The 21518-nt window shown below is 64.9% G+C and carries 7 protein-coding genes; 1 reads left to right on the top strand and 6 read right to left on the bottom strand.

Annotated features, from left to right (window positions below; all coding sequences use genetic code 11):
• Positions 1–291: 291 nt before the first annotated feature.
• From QX094_RS19550 to QX094_RS19535, 4 genes are all read right to left on the bottom strand, one after another.
• Positions 292–1263, bottom strand: coding sequence for a FecR family protein (locus QX094_RS19550; protein WP_315718494.1), 972 nt, complete (start codon positions 1261–1263; stop codon positions 292–294).
• A 260-nt stretch (positions 1264–1523) separates the two neighbouring features.
• Positions 1524–2081 (bottom strand): RNA polymerase sigma factor, encoded by a 558-nt coding sequence (locus QX094_RS19545; protein WP_315718482.1) that lies wholly within the window; start codon positions 2079–2081, stop codon positions 1524–1526.
• A gap of 116 nt (positions 2082–2197) precedes the next feature.
• Positions 2198–2944, bottom strand: coding sequence for an energy transducer TonB (locus QX094_RS19540; protein WP_315718481.1), 747 nt, complete (start codon positions 2942–2944; stop codon positions 2198–2200).
• A gap of 298 nt (positions 2945–3242) precedes the next feature.
• On the bottom strand, positions 3243–5198 hold the full coding sequence (locus QX094_RS19535) for a substrate-binding domain-containing protein (RefSeq protein ID WP_315718480.1): 1956 nt from the start codon (positions 5196–5198) through the stop codon (positions 3243–3245).
• A 467-nt stretch (positions 5199–5665) separates the two neighbouring features.
• Between QX094_RS19535 and QX094_RS19530 the strand changes: the two genes are divergently transcribed.
• Positions 5666–6241 (top strand): RNA polymerase sigma factor, encoded by a 576-nt coding sequence (locus QX094_RS19530; protein ID WP_315718479.1) that lies wholly within the window; start codon positions 5666–5668, stop codon positions 6239–6241.
• A 219-nt stretch (positions 6242–6460) separates the two neighbouring features.
• On the opposite strand, the gene QX094_RS19525 is transcribed toward QX094_RS19530, so the two are convergent.
• Positions 6461–20176, bottom strand: a complete 13716-nt coding sequence (locus tag QX094_RS19525; RefSeq protein ID WP_316188093.1) for a filamentous haemagglutinin family protein — start codon at positions 20174–20176, stop codon at positions 6461–6463.
• Positions 20177–20785: 609 nt separating this feature from the next.
• Positions 20786–21481 (bottom strand): TonB C-terminal domain-containing protein, encoded by a 696-nt coding sequence (locus QX094_RS19520; RefSeq protein ID WP_315718477.1) that lies wholly within the window; start codon positions 21479–21481, stop codon positions 20786–20788.
• Between the last annotated feature and the right edge of the window lie 37 nt (positions 21482–21518).

The raw sequence follows: 21518 nt of genomic DNA, 5'->3' as shown, positions 1-21518 counted from the left end.
TAACCAATTCTGACCCGCACGGACTTCCGCTCACCTTCGGGCACGCCCATGACGCCACGGCAGGAAGCCGCGAGCATGGTGCCTCAGCAGGAAAGACGACCGGCCCCTCAAGAGACTGAATCGGAATTTTAACGAATGCCGAGTTCGACCGAGCCGATTCGCAGACTGTCAATCCGTTCGCAGAACGACCGCGATGAGCCGCCGGGCAAGCGCCTCCGGCGTAGTCCGTGCGCTACATTTGTAGTTCTGAAGCTACGGCGATCCAGCGCCGTCACGCTCCGTGAGGAGATATCAGCTCAGCAGAACGAGACCGCCCGGCAGCGAGCGTGCCTTGGCTCCGAACAGGTTCTCGGCCTGGCTGATGAAATCATCCAGGCGGTCGAGATGAAACGTCCCGGAAATCATGCGCCGCCCGAGTTGCTCGTCCAGGACCACGATCTTGCCTGGGCGATAGCGGTTGATCTCGGTGACCAGGCGACTGACCGGCCAATCGCGCACGATCAGAAGGCCATTCTGCCAGGCCTTGGCCGTGTCGAGATCCAGCCGCGAGGTCGAGCCAAGCCCTTTGTCGCCCGAGTAGGAAATCTGCTGAGCTTTGACGAGCTTGACGACACGGCTCTTGCACGCAACATCGACGCTGCCGTCGAGACACGAGACGGTCACGAGACCATCGAGGCACTTCAGGTTGAAGTCGGCCTGCGACGCCGTAATCTGACCGCCTGCAGCATCGATGACGACCGGGTCCCGTGCGGTCGATCCGCACTGCACCGCGGTCTCTCCCGAAATGAGTTCGAACCGCCGTGGCCCATCCGCGGGTCGCAAGGCGATGCTGGTCTGGGTGTTGAGCACCAGGGAGGCGTCACTCGCCAGCGCAACGCTGCGCCGCTCGCCCTTGGCCGTCCGCATGTCGGCGGACAGTTCCTGCAGCGACGGCCAGAGATCCAACGGCGGACGGAGCGCCAGATAGCCGCCGGCCACTGAAGCTGCAGCCGCAATCGCTCCGCCGATCAGCGCGCGGCGGCCGAGACCAGCACGAGGCATCGGCTCCGGGCGCGAAGCTGCTTTGACGAACGCAGCATCGCCAGCGAGCTTGCGGGTGGCGTCGCCAAAGCCGCGCCATAGCGTGACCGCCTGCCGAAACGCGGCTTCGTGCTCAGGGCTTCGCTGTCGCCACGACGTCAACGCAGTAGCATCGTCCGAGGTTGCCTCCCCGGAATGAAGACGGATCACCCATGCCAAAGCCTGACGAAGGGTCTGATCCATGTCCGACTGGCTGTCGTCGCCTGCGATCAAGATGAGGCTCGCTCGTTTCGGCGGCCGAAGGACGGTTCCCTCATGGCAACGCCCTGCGGTCATCTGATAGACGATTCGTATAGCGCTGGACCGAAAGGGAAAATCGAATACTTCGCACGCGTCAATCTCGATATCGGCGGAGCCGCAGTTCTATCCGGGCGCTGGTGCACCGCTGAATAGCGTACAAAGCCGGAATGCAGCAAGCTCCCTTCTCGCTCGATCGCGCCGCGCTAGCTGCGATTGCTGGATTGAGAGACGGCGCGAGGACCGAATCGGCGGACCACCTTGCGCCCGAGCCGGCGGCCGAGATGCTCCATGGCATGCTGCAGATCGAATTCGACGGTGCGTACGTTGATGCTGAAACGCTGGGCGATCTCACGATGCGGCATCAACTCGAGGTGAGCACAGATGAAGACGTCGCGCTTTCGCGGCGGCAACTCCGCAAGCGCCTTTTCGAATTGTTCGAGTTCGAAGCGAGCCTCGACCTCGGCTGCAGGTCCCGGCCGCTCGTCGGGCAGAGCCATGATCGCTTCGATTTCCGAGGCGTTCAGCAGCCGGCGCTCGCTCTTGCGGTGATCCTTTGCCAAATTGAGCGCCATCCGGAACAGATAGTCGACGGGACTGCGAACGGGGATGGCATCGGAGACGCGATCCGCCCGTACGAAGGCTTCGTGAAGCGCCTCGCGCGCGACATCCGGCGAGCCGAGGCAGCGCGTCAGGCGGCGGGCCAGACTTTCATAGTCCGCCGCGAGCACATCACGCAGCGATTTGCTGTTCGAGTAGGACACCAACGCAGCCCCGTGACGCCGCCCGCATTTGCAGGCGGTTCTCAACCCCACTGTTGTACCTATCGGCGGAGAATGACAGTGACGTGACGACCAGAGATGGCGACGCCGTTGACCAACTACTGTGGCAGATCGAACGCGATCGTGTAGTCCAGGCTGAGCTGCCCGGGCAATTCCACCGGAATGCTCGGCAGCGGCTGCGCCCTCTTCACCGTGTCGACGGCGGCAGCGTCGAGAGAGGCAAAACCGGAACTCGACGCGATGCGGACGTTGGTGACCGTGCCGTCACGTCGCAGCGTGAGCACAAGGCCGACCTGTCCCTGGATGCGATCGCGCTGGGCACGTTCAGGATAATATTGAAAGCGGGCGATGTGCGACTTGACCGTGCGAACGAAGGTCATCGTCTTTTGGTCAGGCTTGGTCTGCTGGGCGGCCAGCGGCGAGCCAGGAACAGGCGCGTCCCAGGCCGGCGCGGCCGGCAGATGCGACAACACCAGGCCCGAAGCTGTTGAATCCCGGGTCGTCACGCTCTCGGACCCCGCCACGACTGCAGCAGCGACGACTTTCGGATCCTGAGCCGGAGCGCTGGCCGGAGACAAGGCCGGCGCGGTCGGTGTAACGGCCGGCCGCGCGGCATCAGCCGCCGGCGACGCGACGAGCCGCACCTGCATCACGTTGTCACTCGAGTGCATTCCGGTGCCGGTCGGCGTGTGACGCAGCCAATACACGCCGACGGCCAGAAGGGCTGGCACGGTCATCGCAACGGCTGCGAGCGAGCGCAGACCGATTGCCGGGGCCGCCGCACGCCAGTCGTGATGCTGCGACTCCTCATCAAGGTGCTTGGACCACCACGCGCTCTGCGCCATCGAATTCAATCCATTCAAGCACGCATGCCGAAATCATGAACCGGCCGGCTGAGGGACGCCGAGCGCCACATGATCTTTCCCGCGGACATCTTCCCTGGCATAGCCAAGCTGGTATCGCGTTATTGATCCGATGTCGAGGCGCCGCGCGATCGTTTGGGCCGCTCGCGGAGCCTCGACGTCAGAGGCGTTCAGCAATTTGGAGTCTGCAACTACAAAACGAAACCGGGCGCCATGACGGCGCCCGGCTCAGGATCGTGACTGGGCGATCTGCACGGGACCCGCGTCGCCTGCAGCTGCCTTACTGAGCGCCGGCGCCAGCGGCGACGGTGCTGCAACCGTCGACCTGGGTCGAGCTGGCGGCGATGGCAGTGCCGCTGCCTGAGGCCAGGTACGACGAGCTGATCGCCGTCACAAAGGCGCTATTCAAAGCATTGAAGCCGTTGTTCTGCAGCACGCTGGCCGCATCCTGGCTCGAATAGAACCAATTCAGGAAGTTGGTGATGTCCGCCACGCGGGTCGGGGCCGACGCCGTGTTGTAGCAGCTATAGAGATAGGCGAAGGTCGTGCCCGTGACGGGATAGGCACCCGCGATGATCGGCAGACCGAGCTGCGACTTGCCGACAACGTTCACCCCGCTCACTTTCCCGTCGGCAGGAACAACCGTCACGCCATCGGCCAACGTTGCACCGGCCGCATACTGTTGGTTGTACAGATTCCAAGCCGTATAGGTTGTGCCAGTGGGGACCGCAACGCTCCTGAAAGCGTTATCGGCCGATGCCGGGGTCGGCGCAACGAAGCTCTCCCCAAGGTCACCCGGGTGATAGACGCCACGAGCACGCTGATCATCGTTCTGGACGCTGGCCGACAGCGGCGCGCTGGCGGCGGGGTTGTAGGGCTTGGCGAAGTCGTTGCTGACATAGCCGATGCGGCCGCCCAGATAGTTGCCGTTGGCATCCTGCGCGTTGCTGTTGACGGTGTCGGCGACTTCGCCGGTACCGTTGCCCGCGAGCCAGCCGCCGGCGCCGGTCGAGACGTCCACACCCTTCACGGCCTTGATGTTGGCGATCAGGTTGGCGAAGGTCGTCGACGGCAGGTTGGCGGCCGACGCGTTGGTCTTGGCGGCGATCGTGGTGGTCGTGGTCGTACCGGTCACCTGGTCGTTGAGCGTGACGACCGTGCTGGCGAAAGTGACGCCCACGCCGGTGAAGATCTTCGCGTAGTTGTGCGAACCAGCGGTGTCGTCGAGTTGCGGGCAGCTGTTGGCGAGGAAGTTGGTGAGGATGAAGCTGGTGCCGGAGCCGTCGGAACGGAACGCGATCTGGATCGGCAGCGAGTTCGACACATAGGCCTGAGCCGCGCCGCCGTTGCCGGTGTTGTCGTCCATGAAGGTCTGGACGCGGGCCTGACCGGCGTTGTCGAGCGCCGCGATGGCAGCGGTGGAGCTCCAGTCGCGCACCTCGCCCGAGAAGATGGCGCAGAGCTGAGCGGTCGAGAGCTGGATCGCCGAGCCGGGGGCGCCCGCGGTGCCGGCCGAGTTGATGGTCCACGTGGCCGTCGGGGTGGCGTTGGTGTTGACGACGATCGCGACCGGCGCCTCGATCATAGGCAGCTGGATCGCCGGACCGAATGCGGCAGCGTTGTAGGCCGTTGCCGAGGATGCGTTGCTGGCCGTGATGGTGGTCTGGTTCTGCCAGTTGCTGACCGAGGAGAAGTTGGTCAGGGCCGTCACGCTCGGCGTGTTCGTCGGCGAGCTCGGAAGCGGCGAGTCACCGGCGCCGAAGTCGACGCGCGCATAGGGATAGGTCGCGAGCGCCGGAACGCTGCTCTCGAGGAACACCGGCGGCACGGCCGGCAGCGACAGCGACGGCGCGCTGCCACGCAGCAGCTGCTTCGGATCGTTGGTGATGAAGGCGCGCTGGCCGGCACCGGAGCCGACCGCGGCGTAGAGACCGACCGTTCCGAGCGCACCGAGCTGGCTGCAATTGGCGCCGTCCGGCGTTGCGGGAAGCAATCCGGGAGTCGGGGTCGCCGCATTGAAGCCGGTCGAGAAGCTGTAGCCGTCGCTGGTCACGGTCTGCGCGTTATAGCAGTCCATCGCCTGACGCATGGCGAGCGATACCAGCGTGCTGCCGCCGCCGTAGACGGCGGTCTGGGCAGCGACGGGCTGCACCGCTGCGGCAAAGGTCGCGGCGGTCGACAGCACCAGCACCGAAGCGGTGCAGCGCAGGCGGCTGATCGAAGAACGAGTCGTCATCGGAAATCTCCGTGGGGTTGCAGTCGGATTGCGAGCCTTCGATGCACAATGATGCAGGTCATCATCGATGGGAGGAGGACCCATCGTGATGCAACGATCAGTCGGACGAGCGATCCACTCTCCGGCACGACCGGTGCGATCATTGGGGACGGATTGACGATCCCACAAAGCTCGCCCGCATCATTGCAATCGGTGGCTTGCATGGGAGAGACAATCGACACGGCGTCTCAGCGAATCTCTTTCTTCGAAAAATCTCGCGCTACCGTTCGGTGATCGAGCAGTGCGCCGGAACCTTGGTGGCTGCGAGCGAGCACAACTCTGTGTTTGAGACACGTGCTGCAACACATGTCATGGGTCAGTCATTGTGAGCCGGTACTTTGTTAGTGACGAGACCTTCGCGGCCGCGTGTTCCGAAAGGTCACCCAGGGGCGGGCGTTTCAGAAATGCGGGATCCGGGCCGAGCGGCGTTGCTGCGCGCGCTGATCGATGGCTATGACGAACTGAAGCGGCGGCTCGCCCGCCGATTAGGTTCGACCGAGCTGGCGGGCGAGGCGCTTCAGGATACGTTCCTGCGCCTGGAATGCGGCAACGACGTCGGCGTCATCCAGAGTCCGCGCGCCTATCTGTTCCGGACCGCGCTCAATCTCGCAACCAACCGCCGCGTGGCTGAGAGCCGCAGGCTCACGACATCGGAGATCGACGCGCTGCTCGAGATTCCGGACGATTCGCCTGATCCCGCCCGCATCGCAGAGTCCCGCTCCGAAATGGCGGCACTGAGCCGTGTGCTGGGGCAACTCTCCGCACGTCAGCGCGACATCGTCTTCGCGACCTTCGTCGATGAGCTATCGGTGCACGAGATCGCCCGACGGCACCGGATTTCCACCCGCCGGATTCAGGTCGAGTTGCGCGAGGCGCTGCTCCATTGCGCAGGCCAGCTCGATCGTTCGCTGGAGCGGCGGGCACCGTCACGGCCAGACGCCCGCCTGTTGCCTTGCCCTCCCGTGCGGGCCTGGACGCCGGCGCTGGAAGACACTGGTAGTTAGGACCGCGGCGATGACGGCCGTCCGCGCCATCGCCGCGGACCTTTCACAAGCTGGACTGTCTCGCGGGGGCCTTCCGACCCTGTCGTCGTCGAGTCGACGCAGCGCCAACAAAAGGCGACCTGCGGCGCTCGCCCTCGGTCTCATCGAAGCGCAGCTTACCCGCGCGACGAAAAGACATGACGTTACCGGCCTGCTCGCGCGGAGCCATATGACGCCGGCTCACGGCTGTGGACGGCACTCCGCCGCGCCATCCTTGCAGGCCTCGGGCTTGGATCCACCGCTCTGAGGCGCCATGGCGCCGCTGTTGTTGCCGCTCTGGCCTGCGCCGTTGCGCGCAGGCGTGTCGGTGCCGGAACTGCCCTGGCCGCTGCCACCATAGCCGAGCACTTCGACGATGATCACCGACGGCCGCGCATCAGTGGACGACTGCTGCGACGGCGCGAGCTTCTGCGGCGCGGCCGCCGTGTTGTTGCCGAGGGTCAAGGCCGCCACCGGCGGCGGCGCGACGGTCGGAAGGCCTGTCGTCGCACCCTGGACGTTGATGTTGAAGGCGTTGAGGATATGCGCGGCACCGAGGCTGAGATTGCCGGCGACGCGAATTCCGGCCGCGCCGGCGTCGATGGTGCCGGTCGGCGCGTACAGGTTGACGTCGCTCTGGCTCGGGTCCTGCCCCATCCGCGTGACCAGCGCGGCGATGCCGGCGCCGGTCACCAATCCGGTCGGATTGAGGTAGCAATAGCCGTTGGCGTCGCAGATGGTCTGCTGCGGCGGACTGGCCGCATAGGTCTTGGAGCCCTGCCCGGCGTTGATGTCGCCATTGGCGGAGAACAGGTCGATGTCGCCGCCCTGCATGGTCATGACCCGGCTCTGCGCGAGCTGGATCGTGCCGTCGCTGTAGCCGCGAATCGTCCCGCCGGCGAGCGTGAAAATTCCTTCCTGAATGGGACTCAGCAGGTCACTTCCATTGCGGCCGACATTGATGTTGCCGCCGGGCACCAGGATGTTGATGTCGCTGCCCATCTGTGTCTCGAGCACCGAGCCGCCGAGCGAGATCGTGCCTGTCACGACGCGATTGGCTGCGCCGTTGACGCCGTTGACGGGGCGGTTGTCGGTATAGCCGAGCGCCGCCGGGAACAGGGTCGAGATCGCAGCATAGGCGCGGCCATACTCGCCGGCATACGCGCTGGCCGGATCGTTGCGATCCTTGCCGACCCGGATGAGGAAGTCGTTGAAACTGCTGACGATGGCGAGCTTCTCGCGCAAGCTGGGCGTATCCTGTCCGGCGGCGATGGTGGCGAACCTCGCACTCGCGGCGTCCTTCGTGATTCCAAGGACGCCGGCGATGTCGGCCAGGAAATCGAAGCCGACATCCGGCGCCGTCGGCGCGATATAGGTGTTGATGAAGGCGATATAGTTGGCGCGCGCGCCGGTGCCGAAATAGCCGCTCAGCGCCTGATCGACCAAGCCGTGCTGTTTGTCTACGGCAAGCGCATTGAAGTCGCTCCATGCCTTGGCGCGGGTGGCTGTGTCCCACGACTTGGACGGATCAATCCCGTCGTTGAGCCTGGCGGCGATGAGCCGCAACAGATCGATCCCGCTGGTGACCGACCGGGCCGGATCGACATATTCGGCGATCACTGCCGCGTAGTCGATGTGCTGCGGCCTGACGCCGGCCATCACATAGATGTCGGCGCTCTGGTTCGGCAGGTATTTGACCAGTTGTCCCGGAACATCCGTATTGGTGCCATAGTTGGTGCCATTGCCTGCCGCGACCAGGCCCGCGTAGCCGTTCTGGCTCTGGCGGAGCGGACCGATGTTGCGCCCGGCCTGGATCAGCCACGAGCCGGGACCGTAGAGAACATAGGAACCGCCGATGATGGAGTTTCCCGCCACCAGAGATGTGACGTCGCTGACATTGTTGTTCTGGAAGGTGATGGTCGCAAGTCCGGCATTGGTCTGCGGGACACCGTCGACAGCCGACCTGATCGCTAATTCAGACAGAATGTTGTTACCCGCGGTCATGGCGGCCGGCTTGATCAGCGCGATGGCGGCGGTGCTCGCTATAGTGATATCCTGTCCCGCGGCGATGATCACCGGCACCGGGTCATTGGCGTGCAGCGCCTGGGTCAGATCGGCAAAGGTTTGCCCGAGCGGATTGATGTAGCTTTGACCGGTGGCGGCGCTATGCACGTATCTGCTCGACGCTCCGGTCGCCAGATCCAGCATGGAGATCCCTGAGGCGGCACCGATATTGATCGACTGGGCCGCCATTAGCGACAGCGTTCCCGAAGCCGTCCCGGTGGAGCTCGGGATTGGGATGATATTGATGCTCTGCCCCACGGCACCGACGAGGATGGATCCGCTGAGGGCCGTGACGTCCAAGGTGGCGGGGTAAATCCCAGGAACGCTGGTTCCATAGACGTTGGTGCCCTTGGGCACCAATGTGCCCGCAGTCGCGGTTGCGAGAGTGATGTCGCTGGAGACGCTGGTTAGCGAGACGCCACTCTGGGCCCCGTAACTGGTGAAAGGCGTGCCCATCCAGGAGGACGTCGCCAGATTGGACGCTGCTGGCAGGGCGACGTTGGAAACGACGGGCAGTTGCGCCGGATCATAGACGGACAGGAGGTTGATGCTGCCGCCGGCCATCGCGCTGATGAATCCGTTCTGCGCGCCGAGGATCAGATCAAGCGGTTTACCGGTCGGCGAAGTCGTTCTCGCCTTGGCGGTCGCGTTCGAATTTCCGGTCCGGATCGTCGCCGAAAGCGCGGAGTTGGGGTCCGCACTGATCGAGCCGCCGACCTTGATCCGACCGCTGCCGAGCCCGACCAGGAAGTCGCCGCTGAGAAGGTTGCCGCCGGCCTGCACCGACAGGTTGCCGCCGCCATAGGTGACCATGTGCGCCGGATCGCTGGCGGTGAGGCCACCGGCGACGACCAGGGTTTCGGGAAGCGAGACCCCGATCTGCTTGATGTCGTTCCCCGCCACCAGGGTCGCGTTGCCGCCCCCGAGCGAACCGATGCCCTGGAAGAACGACGCGTAGTTGATCCAAGCTGTGGTTTGGCAGCTTGCCACGCCGGTGCAATTGGCGAATGGTGTCGACGTCCCATTGCCCCAGCCGCCATGGAAGTACCAATTGCTCCACAGCTGCATCATATACTGATAGGCCGTTCCGGTCTGTGATCCCGCAGCATTGTCGATCGGCGTCTCCACCCCGATGATCGACTGCCCGGCGCTGATGGACACCGAACCACCGCCTGCGGCCCAGGTCGGCACGTTCACGCTTCCATTGGAACAGCCGTAGCAATTGTAGTTGGACGGGAGCGTCAACGGCGTGAAATCGCTGGGCGTCGCTGTCGCCGCGCCCGCGGTATAGACTGCACCCGGAGCCAATTGATCGAGCAGCTGGAAATTGCCGGCCGCGGCAATCGAGATGTTGCCGGTTCCTGTGCGTACCAATGTCGGGATCATGAGCAGCTTCGTCGCCGACAAGAAATAGTTCCCGTGGCCGTCGATATTGACATTGCCGGTCAAGGCGCCGGTGAGCGCCCACACAGGTGTGACCGCGTATGGGTTCACCGTCGTGTCGCGATTGGAGGTGAAAGCCGCGCTCGCGACCAGGTTGATCGAGAACGAGCCATTGTTGACGCCTTGGACTCGCGACATCAGATCCGCTGCGGCCGTCGTATTGTAATCGGCCACTTTGCCCGACAGCGCCGGATTGTTGGCGATCAGGTCGGCCACGGCAACGGATCCACCGAAGTAGTCCCGTGTCTCGTAGAAGCCATCGCTGATGGTCGCCTTGACGGCGACGTCGTTGACCGCACGCACGGTCAGGACGCCGGGCTCCCCGGCAGCAGTTCGATAAGCCAGCGGCGTATTGGCCGTGGCGACGAGCTGCCCGGTGTAGTTCGTGTAGTTGGCGAGAAGCTTGCCGGCGACGTCGGTGATGACGGTATTCGCGGCGACCGACGTGCCGTTCACGGCCGTGAATGCTGTTGCGTTTGTCAGGCCCTTCACGCCGCCGAGGTTCCAGTTGCTGGCGACCGTGACGTTGCCGGCATTGATCGACGATGACGGGTTCGACAGCACGAGCTCGGGACGCACGTGCAGGATGGCACCGAGCCCGCTGGCGAAATCGAACGCGTCGCCGTCGCCCGCGCTGACGGAGCCCGCGAGCGCCTTCTGAACGAAGCCGGTCAGCGTGGTCTGATAGAAATTGACGTGATCGGCGTTCGCCGTGGTCGGCACGAAGATGCCGATGCCCTGCGCGACGTTGGTCGTCTGCGACAGCGAATAGGATTGCTGGACCGTATATTTGGCGGTGAGAGCCACACCGTTGGCCGTCACGGCCGGAGCAGTGGCGTAGGTCGTGTTCGGATTGGTGGGAACGAGGCCTGCGATGAGCAGGTTGGCTGTCACGGTTGCCGCCGTCGTGCCCCCGGTCACGGTCAACGTGACCGGGCTGGTATAGCCGATGGCGGCGGTGTTATCCACAGTGACCGTGCTGACGGCACCCGAAATGAAGGTCAGCGACTTCACGACCAGTCCGCTGCCGCTGCCGCCGCCCGTCAATGTCACGACGACCGGATTGAGCGTCATGGCAGCATCGGAATAACAGGTGAATGTCGCACCGCCGCCCCTGCAAGTTCGACTCGCTGTGCCGAAGCCCGATCCCTTGTTGGCTGTTGTCGGCGTAAGATTCCCCGCCTGGGTGGTCATGATCGCGGTGGCCACCCCGCTGGCGCCACCCACCAGAATCGTCGGCACCGCGGTGAAGGTCGAGGTCGAGCTGTAGCTGATGGTATCTCCGGCGATCACGGTGCCGGCGACCCGCGTGCCCGTGCCGTCGAACCAGCCGGCAGGATCGATGATGCCGTCGAAATGGCGGCCCGCCGTCGTGCCGTCCGTGGTGCTCCAGGTCGCATAGGCGTTCAGCGCCAGGCCGCCGCCGGACGTCGATCCGTTGGTGACGACGTTGCCCTTGAAGCGCACGTTCACCGTGGAGTCGCTGAGCAGTGGCGCGCGCACGATGACCTGGCCGGCTGGCGCCGTGGGCCCGCCGCTCACGTCGAGAACCGCGCCGGCATCGACCTTGATCCAGCCGGAATTGGCGCTCGCCACCTGCTCGAAGCCGTAGGTGGGATCATAGGCGTTCGGCGTCGGCGTTCCCGTCGTGGCGAGGGTGATGGTGCCGCCGTTGGGATTGGTGGCGCCGTTGTCGAGCGTGGAATAGCGGCTGAAGGCGGCATCATCCTGGGTGACGGCGCTAGCAAGCAGCCGCGCGGACGATTGGATCCACACGCCACAGGAGCTCGTGCAGCCGGATGACGACGGCAACGTTCCCGTTCCGAACAGCGAGATCTGGCCGCCGCTGAGACCGCGCGCATCGATGGTGCCGCCGACATTGACGCTGCCGCCATTGGCAGTGAGCTGGACGTTGCGCGACGTCAGTGTCGCGCCTGCCGGAAGCTCGATGTTGCCGCTCTGCAAGCTCACCGTGAAACTGCTCGAGAAGTTCGGCGTCGCGCCGTCGAGCGGCAGCGTGCCGTTCAGGTTGCCCGCTAGCAGGCTGAAAGTGCCGCCGAGATCGTTGAACCGCGCTGCGCCATTGAGCGTGCCCGCCAGCGTGGCGGTGCCGGTCGTGCCGTTGTTGCCGGTCTGGATTGCGAGCGACCCGGCATAGCCGGCATAGGGATTGGACACGTCGACGGTCGCGCCGACGATGCTGACATTGCCGAGGCTGGAGATCAGCTGCACGCTGCCGCCCGGCGCATCCATGAACTGATCGTTCACCGGCAGCCGCAAGCCCTGGGCGTTGATCGCGGCGCCGGACGTGAGCGCGACGTCCCCCGCCGCCGCAGTCAGGCTGACCTTGCCGCCGGCGGCATCGATATGCACGCCGTTCCGGGCCGTGACCGACGCCCCGGTCAGCGCCAGCTTGCCGCTGATGCTGTTGTCGGCGGCAAACACGCTGGCGCCATTTCCCTGCACCACGAGATTGCCGCGTGCGGTGACCGTCTGATTGGCGCCGGCTTTCACCACGACGTCAGGCGCCGACAGCGTGAGATCGGAGCCGCCCCAGATCGAGATGGTCGGCACGCTGGTGTAGCCGGTTCCGCCATTGGTCAGGGTCAGCCCGGAGATGCCCGTGCCGCCGAGCGTGGCCGTCGCCGCCGCACCGGCGCCGCCGCCTCCGGTGATGGTGACGAGCGGCGCGCTCGTGTAACCGGTGCCGCCATTGGCGACCGTCAGGGAACTAACCGTGGCGACCGCCTGCACGGAGGCACCGGAGCCGCCGCCGCCGGAAATCGTGACCGTCGGAATTCCGGTGTAGCCTGTGCCTCCTGTCACGTTCACGCCGACCACACCGAACTGCGGTTGAAGCCCCACGGTGGGTGAGGCTGTCGTGCCGATGGCCGCGCCGGAGCCCGAGCCGGCAGAGACCGTCAGCGTCAAGTTGGCGAGGACGCCGCTGAAGCCGGAACCGCCGGAGATGATGTTGACGCCGGTGATGGCGCCCGTGGAGCTGATGACGGCCGTTCCGGTGGCAACGGCTCCCGTGACCGAGTCCTTGATCGTGATCAGATCACCGTTGCGATAGCTCGATCCGCTGCCGGAGGTAGACACGTTGAACGATACGATGCCGAGCAGCGCGGTGCCGGTCGCCGTCGTTCCGCCGGCGCCGGAGATCGTCACCGTCGGCACGCTGGTATATCCCGTGCCAGCGTTGTTGATCTTGACCGAGCTGAGGTTGAACTTTGCCGTCGCGGTGGCGACAGCCGCATCGATGCTGCCTGCTCCGGTGAAGACGATGCCGTCGGAAGCGTTCCAGTTGACCTTACTGAACCCGCCGAAGCTCTTGGCGCCGGCATCTGCGGTGATCACCTTGGCAGCATTGAGGTTGAGCGTGCCGCCTGCGCCGGCGACGACGGTCGGGTCGGCGCTGACGCCGGACGCGCCGCGGCTGTTGATGAGAGTAATGTTGGTCGCCGCGATGGTGGCACAGTAGGCAGAGCAATCCGTGGCGCCAGCCCCGCTCGTGTTGCTGCCGATGCTGTAAAAGCCGGAGCCGTCGAAGGTCAGCGTGCCGATCGGATTGGCGGCGTCACCGAGCGTCAGGCCGGCCTGGTCGTAGAAGTCGAATCCGGTATTGCTGCGCAGGGTCACCGACGTGGCCCCGGCAAACAGGCTGTTGAACTGACCGGGCGTCAGATTGAGGCCGCTGGCCGCCAGGCCCTCGGGACCGAAATTGAACGTGTTCGCGGCGATCGACAGGTTGGGCGCCTTGAGCGTGACGCCGGTCGTGGACGCACCATTGCTGTTCGCCAAATCGGGCGCGAACGCACCCGAGCCGCTGGTATCGACCATGAGCGAATTGCCGGCCGTGATCACGACGCCGGCGCCGGCCACGAGCTGCGCCGTTCCAACAGCCGTGCCGATGGCGAAGCTCCCGGTGCCGGTGGCGCCGCTGCGGGTAACGGAAACCATGCGGCCGTTCGACACCCGCAGCAATGCGCCGTCCCCACTCAGCGTGATGTTCCGGCTGGTCCCGGATACGGTTCCCTTGGTGGTAACCACGCTGCCGGCATCGACGGTGAGTCCTCTGGCGCCGCCGGCCTGGGTGACCAGGATCAGCTCGGGACCAACGAGCTGATGCTGTGCATCGGACGCGACCTCGAGATTCGTGGCAATCGCCGTGATCGAGCCCGGCGAGGTGACGGACGCGGTGCCGCCGATCAGCACGCTGCCGGCGCCGAGATTGCTGATCTGGTCGGCATCCAGGAACAGATAATTGCTGAACGCCGCGCTTGCCGTGAAGCTGCCATCGGCGGCGACGGTGCCGAACTGGCCCAGCCGATCGCTGGCGACGATCGCGATGTTCGCGGCCGCGATGTCGATCTGCCCGGTCGCCCCCTGGACCGCCGGCGCCAGATCGCTGCTGCCGGCGGCAAAATTGTTGGTGCCGCCGAGGCTCAGCCGGCTGGTGGCACCGATCACGAGCAGTCCGCCATCGACCGGCAGAGCAGTCGGCGCGAGGCCGTTGTTTGCCGCGTAGCTCGAGAAATAGCTGGTGCCGCTGGTGATGTTGATCTTGGAGGACTGTCCCCAGACCGCCTGCGATTGCAGCTGGAACAGCACCGTTTGCGACGAGCGGGCACCCGTGATCGCATTGCCGAAAGAGCCGGTCACATAGACCGAGCCGTCGGCCCCGGTGAAGCTGCCGGTCGATGCTGCAGCACCGGCTGCGTATTGCACAACCCGGTAGGCGCCGGGCAAGGTCGCGTACATGCCGGGGAGCAGCACATAGGTGCCGGCCGCGATTCCGTTGCCACCGCTCAAGGTGACGGAGGTCCCCGGCGCGATCCCGGCGGCATTGTTCAAGGCCGAAGCGGGGAAGCTGGACAGCTTGCTCCCGCTTGCAACGAGACCGGCGGACGTCACGCTCTTCCCGGAATAAAAAGGATAGGTGGCGAAGGCCGGGTCGTAGGCGGCCACCTGGGCCTCGTAGGCCGGCACTAGCGCGTAGACCTGACGTCCATCGGCATATGTCGACGTGAAGCTGGTGGTCGTGCCGCTCGAGGTGACGGTTGAAACCGTCTGATAGTTGAGCAGGACGTTGCGGGTCCCGCCAGTGCCCGGGACATATTCGACCGCGTACACGTCGCCACCGCCGCTGGCATCGATGCTGCCGCCCAGCTTGACCGAGGAGCCGAAGACGCTGATCGATTTTGCCGGCGCTGCGGTTTGTTGGGGAACGGGACTAGAGCTATTGTTCAGATTGATGCCGTAGTACCAGGTCGCGCCATCGACCGTCGTTCCATAGGGGATGTCGAGACCGCCGGTCGAGACCGCGGTCAGACTGCCGGCGCCGAGAGTCACCGACTGGGTCTGCGCCAGTGCGCCCGAATAGGCCGTTGCCGATGTCAACACGATCGACTGGGTCACCGCCAGCGGCATGTCGGCGGCCGAGCGCAGCCCGATGACGATGTTGCCGAGCGGCGCCCACAGCGTGCCGTCCTGCTCGATGTTCTGCGCGTCGAGCACGAGCGTGCCGCCGGCCGACAGCGGCGCGGTCGGCGAGCTACCAGCATATTGCCTGATGGTCAGCGTCGGCGAGGAATCGCTGACGCTCATCGTCGACATCAGCAGGAAGGCGGTGCTCGTGGCTGGAAAGATCTCGGACGCCGTGATGGTGAGCCGACCGGGCGTGACGAAGTAGCCGCCGAGCGTGGTGCCGGTGGGCGCAACAGCTTCGCTGCCATAGCGGCCGGGCAGCAGCCGCACTGCGCCGGCCGTGGTCAGCGTGGCATTGCCGACATTCACCAGTGACAGGTCACCCTGGAGATCGATCCATTGCGTGACAAAGCGGCCATGGGATACGCCGTCCGAGCCGACATAGAGCGTGCCGTCCGCCAAGTTCTTCGCTGCGGGGGGAGAGGGGAATTGCTCATAGCTGCTCCCTGCCAGCCGGACGTAACCGGCGTCGAGCGTGACGGTCGCGCCACCGACGCTCGTCGGAGTATCATTGAGATTGGCCAATTTGGCGCCGGCCGCCAGGATGCTGATCAGGTTGCTTCCGCTGTGAAGCACCAGCGATCCTGGCACGCTGATCTCCGTCGACCCGGCAAACCCGATCGTGGCTTTATTTTGCACGCCCAAATATCCTCCGGCCGCGAGCGACACGGAGCTGAGTCCGCTATTGTTGATCGTGTCGGCGGTGAGCGTGACAGTCGTGGACGGCGTCGCCAGACCGCTCTGGGCGATCAGGATGCCGGACCTGATGCCAATGACAGATTGCGTATCGGCGTTGTAGATGTTGGAGATGATCGACCCATAGGACGCAAGCGTCCCCGGCAACGCGAAATCACCGAGTGACAGGGATCCACCCGTGGCCAGCGGCGCGCCTCCGGCCGCGGACAAGGTGCCACCGAGATAGACCGTGACGCCTCCAATCTGCAGCGTGCCGCCATTGCTCCACACCGCCTGGGTCTGGAGCTCGCGCCCGACGGGGACTTCGATCACCCCCGCCGCGCCGGCAATGTTGATCGTGGCACCCGGCTGCACCTCGACCGTGGCGTTGCTGAGCAGGGTGACCGTGCCGCCATCATAGACCGTTCCGGTCGTATAACGGCTCACTGTCGGATCGGGCACGAACACGCCGCTCACGTCGAGCATGCTGCCGGCGGCGATCGTGAGGTTGCCAGCGCTCGCGAGGTTGATAGCCCCGCCTTGCGCCTTGACGCTGCCGGCGACGGTCAAGGCGGCATTGTTCGAGACCATCGTGACCGTGGCGCCCGCCCCGGCGGCAATGCTGCCTTTAAAGCTCACGGCCTGATCGGCGACCAAGCTCACTGTTGCTCCGGCATCGGCGGTAATCGTCGTCCCCGCGCCGACATTGATACCGCCGGTCACGTTCGCAAAGCCGGACTGGGACAGATCGATGCCGGACTGCGTGAGCGACAGATTGAGCGGCTTGCGCAGGCCATCGATCACGGTCCCGGCCTGGGCAAGATCGCTCGCCTTTGCAGCGTTCGTCGCGGTCCCTGCCAGCGATCCGGGAGCCGGGGTCAGGAGATTCGACTGTTGCAGCGTCAGCGCGGTGTTTGCGGCTACATTGGCTTCCGCCAGCCCGATCAGCGCGTAGCTGCCGAACCCGCTTTTGCTGAAGAAGGAGGTCGGCAGGTTGATCTGGCCGACGCCGCCACTCTGGGTCTCACCCGGTGCATAGGAGACCGTGTCGGTCCCACCGACCTGGAGGTAGGGCGCCTTGAGTGTGAAAGTGCCTCCCCCGGCAAAACTCTGGGCGTAGATGCTCCCTTGCATATAGGTGTTGGCACGATAGCCACTCTGGATCGGCGTAAAGATGACGGTGCCGAGATCCAGCGTAGCCGACGCGTGATAGAAGGTGCCGCCCGCATTCACCAGGACTTTTCCTGAGCTGTCCAGGATCGCAGTCTTCGCAACGTCATAGGTCGGCAGCAGGAACGAACGAGACGAGACGTAGGTATTGAGGCTGAGACTTCCACCTCGTCCGAGCGGCACCCCGTCGGCACCTCTCTTAAGGACACCGCCGCGATCGAGATAGCCCCCGCTCGAGACGTCGATGACGCTTCCTTTCGCCAACGTGATGCTGCGCGTGAGGTCGTCGGTCGCACTGACGATGTTGTCGACCGTCTTGCTAAGGTCGGTTCCGGAGGTGGTCGTTCCCGATCCGATCAAAGCTCCGATCGTGGGGACGATGTCCGCCGTCGTGCTGATCGTCACCAAGCCGCCGTCGACATAGGCGGATCCGAGCAGCGAGCCGTTAGCGGCGCCGCTGTCGTTGATCCACAGTCCGCTGACATCGAGCCGACCCGTGACGAGGAGATCCTGCACCGCCACGGATCGGGCGAGCCCGGTGTCGATGGTCGATCCCGTCAGGACGATGCTGCCGCTGCGCGCCGTGATGGTCCCGTCGACCCGCTCGACGTTGCCGAGCGTCACGCTGCCACCGGGCAGCACGGTGAGCGCGGCATCTGCGGTCATCTGCAGCATGGCATTGCTGCCGGTGTTGATGCTGACACTGCGGAAGGCTGACGATGTGAGGAGGTCGCTGAACACCGGGAATGCCAGCGTGCCGTCGGCAAGCGCGACCAGCGTCGGAGACCAGGATGTTCCGAGCTTGAACGTCGACATGCCGAACGGATCCAGGCCGGCGTCGGCCCGCGGTTCGAGCAACACTGTGTAGGTCGTGCTGTTGGTGCCCGACAGGGTCACGCCGAGTCCTGCGCCATTCGGCATGCTTTCGAGGCCGGCGCGCTGGCGCTCACCGACAACGATCCCCGATACGAACGATCCTTCCAGAATTGGCGCGGCCGCGGTGAAGCCGGCGGAGCCGGCGCTTCGGCCGGAGACGTAGCCCGGATCATAATAGCCGGCCGCCAACATGCTGGCGTAGGTCTCGGTCACGCCCCAGCGTGCATGATCGACCGTGAAGCCGCTGAGAACGGTGTAGCTGAGATCGGACGGCGCGCTGCCAATGTTGTAGACGCGGCCGTTGGAGCCGACCACCCGTGTCGTGGCCACGAAGCCCGGGGCATATTGGACATAGCCGCCGGAGAGGTTGATCGAGGAACCAGGCAGCGTGATCGCGTTCTGTCCCGCAGTGATCGTGAGCTTGCCGCCCACGGTCAGCAACTCTTCGATCGTCTTCGGAATCAGGCCGGTAAAGCCCTGGGCATTGAGAAGCGGCGAACCGACCCACGAAAATCCGTCGGCCCGCGTTCCGCTGAGCCGTGCATCGATCGTGACGGTGCTGCCGATCAGCCCCCGCGCCAGCGGCGTATCCGCGACCTCGGCAGCAGTCACCTTAAAGCTCAATATGTAGTTGGAAGTCGGCAAGGTCACGCCGACGAGACCTGACAGGTCGATGCTGCTGCCCGTTTCCATCAGAACGGTGCCGCTCGTCCCACTTGACAGAACTCCGGCCGCCAGTTCGACCGCCGCTCCGGGCGCCCTGAGGAACGCCCCTCCAGCACCATCTGCAGTGCCTTGCAGGTCGACGTCACCGCTCGCCTTGATCGAGATCTGCGGCTGGATGTTGGCCGCGAAATAGGTCGACGTGGCCGTATTGGTGGGGATGGTGCTGCTGGTCTCGTCCGGCAGGATCGTCGTCAGGCTGCTCGGTCCGAGCACGATGCTCCCGATCGCTCCGTTGGCCGTCGGAGCCGTGTAGGATGTGCTCAGACCGATCGACCCAGGTCGGGTGACGCTCGTCGTAGCTTCGATCACTCCGAGTTGGCGGATGCTATCGGCGACCACGCTGACCGCACCGTCGTTGGAGACGATCAGGCCATCATTGGTAACGAGGCCGCCATTCGGCAAAACCGTGGTGAGAGATTTGGTCGCGATCGCCGCCGAGAGCGCGATCTGGTCCTGATTCGCCACGTTGACAAACACTGTGGTCGTGCCCGGCGTGAACGAGGTCGCCGTCAGCGCCTGCTTGACCCCGGTCGCCGACGAGAACGGCTCGGTGAGCACGATCCCGCTTCCAGCTGCGAGGACGATCTGGCCATTAATGGCGGTCAGCGTGCCGGAATTGGTGACCGTAGGTCCGATCAGCGCTACATAGCCGTTGCTGGTCGTCGAGCCACCGGGGTTGGCGGTGATGTTCGCACCCGGCTGCACCACGATGCCGCCGCCGCCGAGCGATCCCAGCGTCTGGTCGCCCATCACGAAGACGGCAGATTTGCCGCTGGCCACCGAGAGTCCGTTGGAGTTCGTTGCGGCCGTGACGAAAAGCCCGCTCTGCAGGAAGAAGTCGTTAGCGCCGCTCTCGTTGGCCGGTGCGGCAAACGAGTACGACGTACCGTTCGCGGTGACGCTCTGCAGGCTGTAGTTCGGGCTGGTACCCGAGAAGGCCGAGGCAGCAGCGGTCGAGGTTCCAGCGATATCGTGGGTGGTCGCAATCAGTGACCCGACATTCACCTGACTGGCGCCGCCGAAGATGATGCCGTTCGGATTGATCAGCAGAACCGTGCCATCGGCCTTGATGTTGCCGAGGATCTGGCTCGGCTTGCCGGTCGCATCCACGCGGTTGAGAGCAACCCAGCCGGGATTGCCCTTCTGATCGAAAACGAGTGTGGTGTTCTTGCCGACATTGAACTGGTACCAGGTCATGATCGCCTGAGAGGCGGTCTGCTTGATCGTGACCGTGGTCTGGCCATTGCTCGCGGACTGAACCGGCTGGTCGGCTCCGCTCCAGAGGTTGGTGGCCGTGCCGGCCTGGGAAGCGTTCACGACGCGTGGATCGACCACGAGGCCGCCGGGCGACAAACCGTCGGTCACAGCCGGAAGGCCGACGCCGAGGCTGTTCGACGTGCCGGTCGTCGCGACATTGCGGGCAGCAGCCTGCGCCGCTTGCATCGCCTTCAGCATGGCTGCAGCCTTGGTCATCGCATCCTGCGACTGCTTTGCGATCGTTGCTGCCTGTTGAGAGGCGGCCGAGGCTGCAGCGCTCGCCGCGGCGGCAGCCGACGCCGCCCCCGACGCACCGAGTGGTCGCGCCTGGACGGCAGCGCCATTCAAGAAGAGCGCGATTGCACTCACGCAACCGAGCCATACCAATCGCTTGAAGCGGGACGTATGCGCCCCGCACGCAGCGTGCCGGTACGCGACGGCGGGACCTGCAGCCGGCGCCTGTACCCCGATGTCCGGCGAGCGCCGGCCGCTGTCGCCCGCATGCACAGCACGTCGCTGGCACGTGATCGCCACTGCTGCCCGCCTCGCGTGCATCGACCTGCCCTGCGACATCGTTCGCTCCTGATTTCCGGCGCGCGCAACCTCACCTCCAAGCGCGCGTCCGGGACGCGCGCCGCTGTGGGTCGGTTCACTGGTAAACAGACGATTGATCGGGACCGGCACCGAAAGAGTTTCGGTCGCGATCGGCGGAATGTCGACGCCGCGTGCCGGCCGGATGCGCGATCCAGTCGAATAACGCAACCTGAGCGCATGACCGCCGCCAACGTCCACGGCGGGACGGTCGACCAAGCGAGAACCGAAACGTCAGTACGTCCGGACACTGACGCCGACACGGACCGGCTGCGCCGTTCCGGGCGGTTGTGGGCGACTCATGGTGAGCCCACGCAATGCCGCGATCAAGGATGTATCCCGCGCCGGATCGCCGGATGTGGCGGCCACCTCGACCTGCTCGATGGTGCGCTCGTTGTTGATCCACAGGTTCACGACCGCGCGATAGTTGCCGTCGCGCGTCCGGGGGTTGCTGCGCAGCGCGTTATGGACATCCCTCCGCACCGAGTCACTGAACTCCTGCGAGTGTGACGTGCTCGCCGCTTCGCCCCGGACGTGCAGCGTTCCGAGCGACAGATCCGCGCCAAATCGTGGCGTGACACCATCGGAACCGGTCGGAGCATCAAGCATCAGCGTCACCGCTCCAGGGCGGCTGTATTGGATTTTGAGATCGGTGCCCGCCAGGAGCCTGATCAAGGCCTCACGGGAGGTATAGAGTCCGTCGATCGCCGCGGACTGTCGTCCTTCAGCCGACCTGCTTTCATAGAGCAATTGAACTCCAGCCGTCTGGCCGAAGGCCTGTAGCGCCGCCGCAAGTGGCTGCGCTGGAATTGTAAAGAAGCGGGGCTGCTCGTCGCCTGGGCTGCCGGCTTCGACAGCCAAACTCGCCGCCGCATTGACGAGCATGAACGCCATGGCGACCAGCAGCGGCAAGACGGTACGATGCAGCACGCCGCTCCTGGCCGACACAGCCGCAATTTGATGGTGA

The sequence above is a fragment of the Bradyrhizobium sp. SZCCHNS1050 genome (genome assembly GCF_032484785.1).
Lineage (GTDB): Bacteria > Pseudomonadota > Alphaproteobacteria > Rhizobiales > Xanthobacteraceae > Bradyrhizobium.
The sequence above is the reverse complement of the archived record's forward strand: the minus strand, read 5'-3'. Positions and strand labels throughout refer to the sequence as shown.

What these genes read in the sequence shown, in the direction of transcription:
- QX094_RS19550 (WP_315718494.1), bottom strand. Translation starts at nt 1,263, where the DNA reads ATGGATCAGACCCTTCGTCAGGCTTTGGCATGGGTGATCCGTCTTCAT.
- QX094_RS19540 (WP_315718481.1), bottom strand. Translation starts at nt 2,944, where the DNA reads ATGGCGCAGAGCGCGTGGTGGTCCAAGCACCTTGATGAGGAGTCGCAG.
- QX094_RS19535 (WP_315718480.1), bottom strand. Translation starts at nt 5,198, where the DNA reads ATGACGACTCGTTCTTCGATCAGCCGCCTGCGCTGCACCGCTTCGGTG.
- QX094_RS19525 (WP_316188093.1), bottom strand. Translation starts at nt 20,176, where the DNA reads ATGACCAAGGCTGCAGCCATGCTGAAGGCGATGCAAGCGGCGCAGGCT.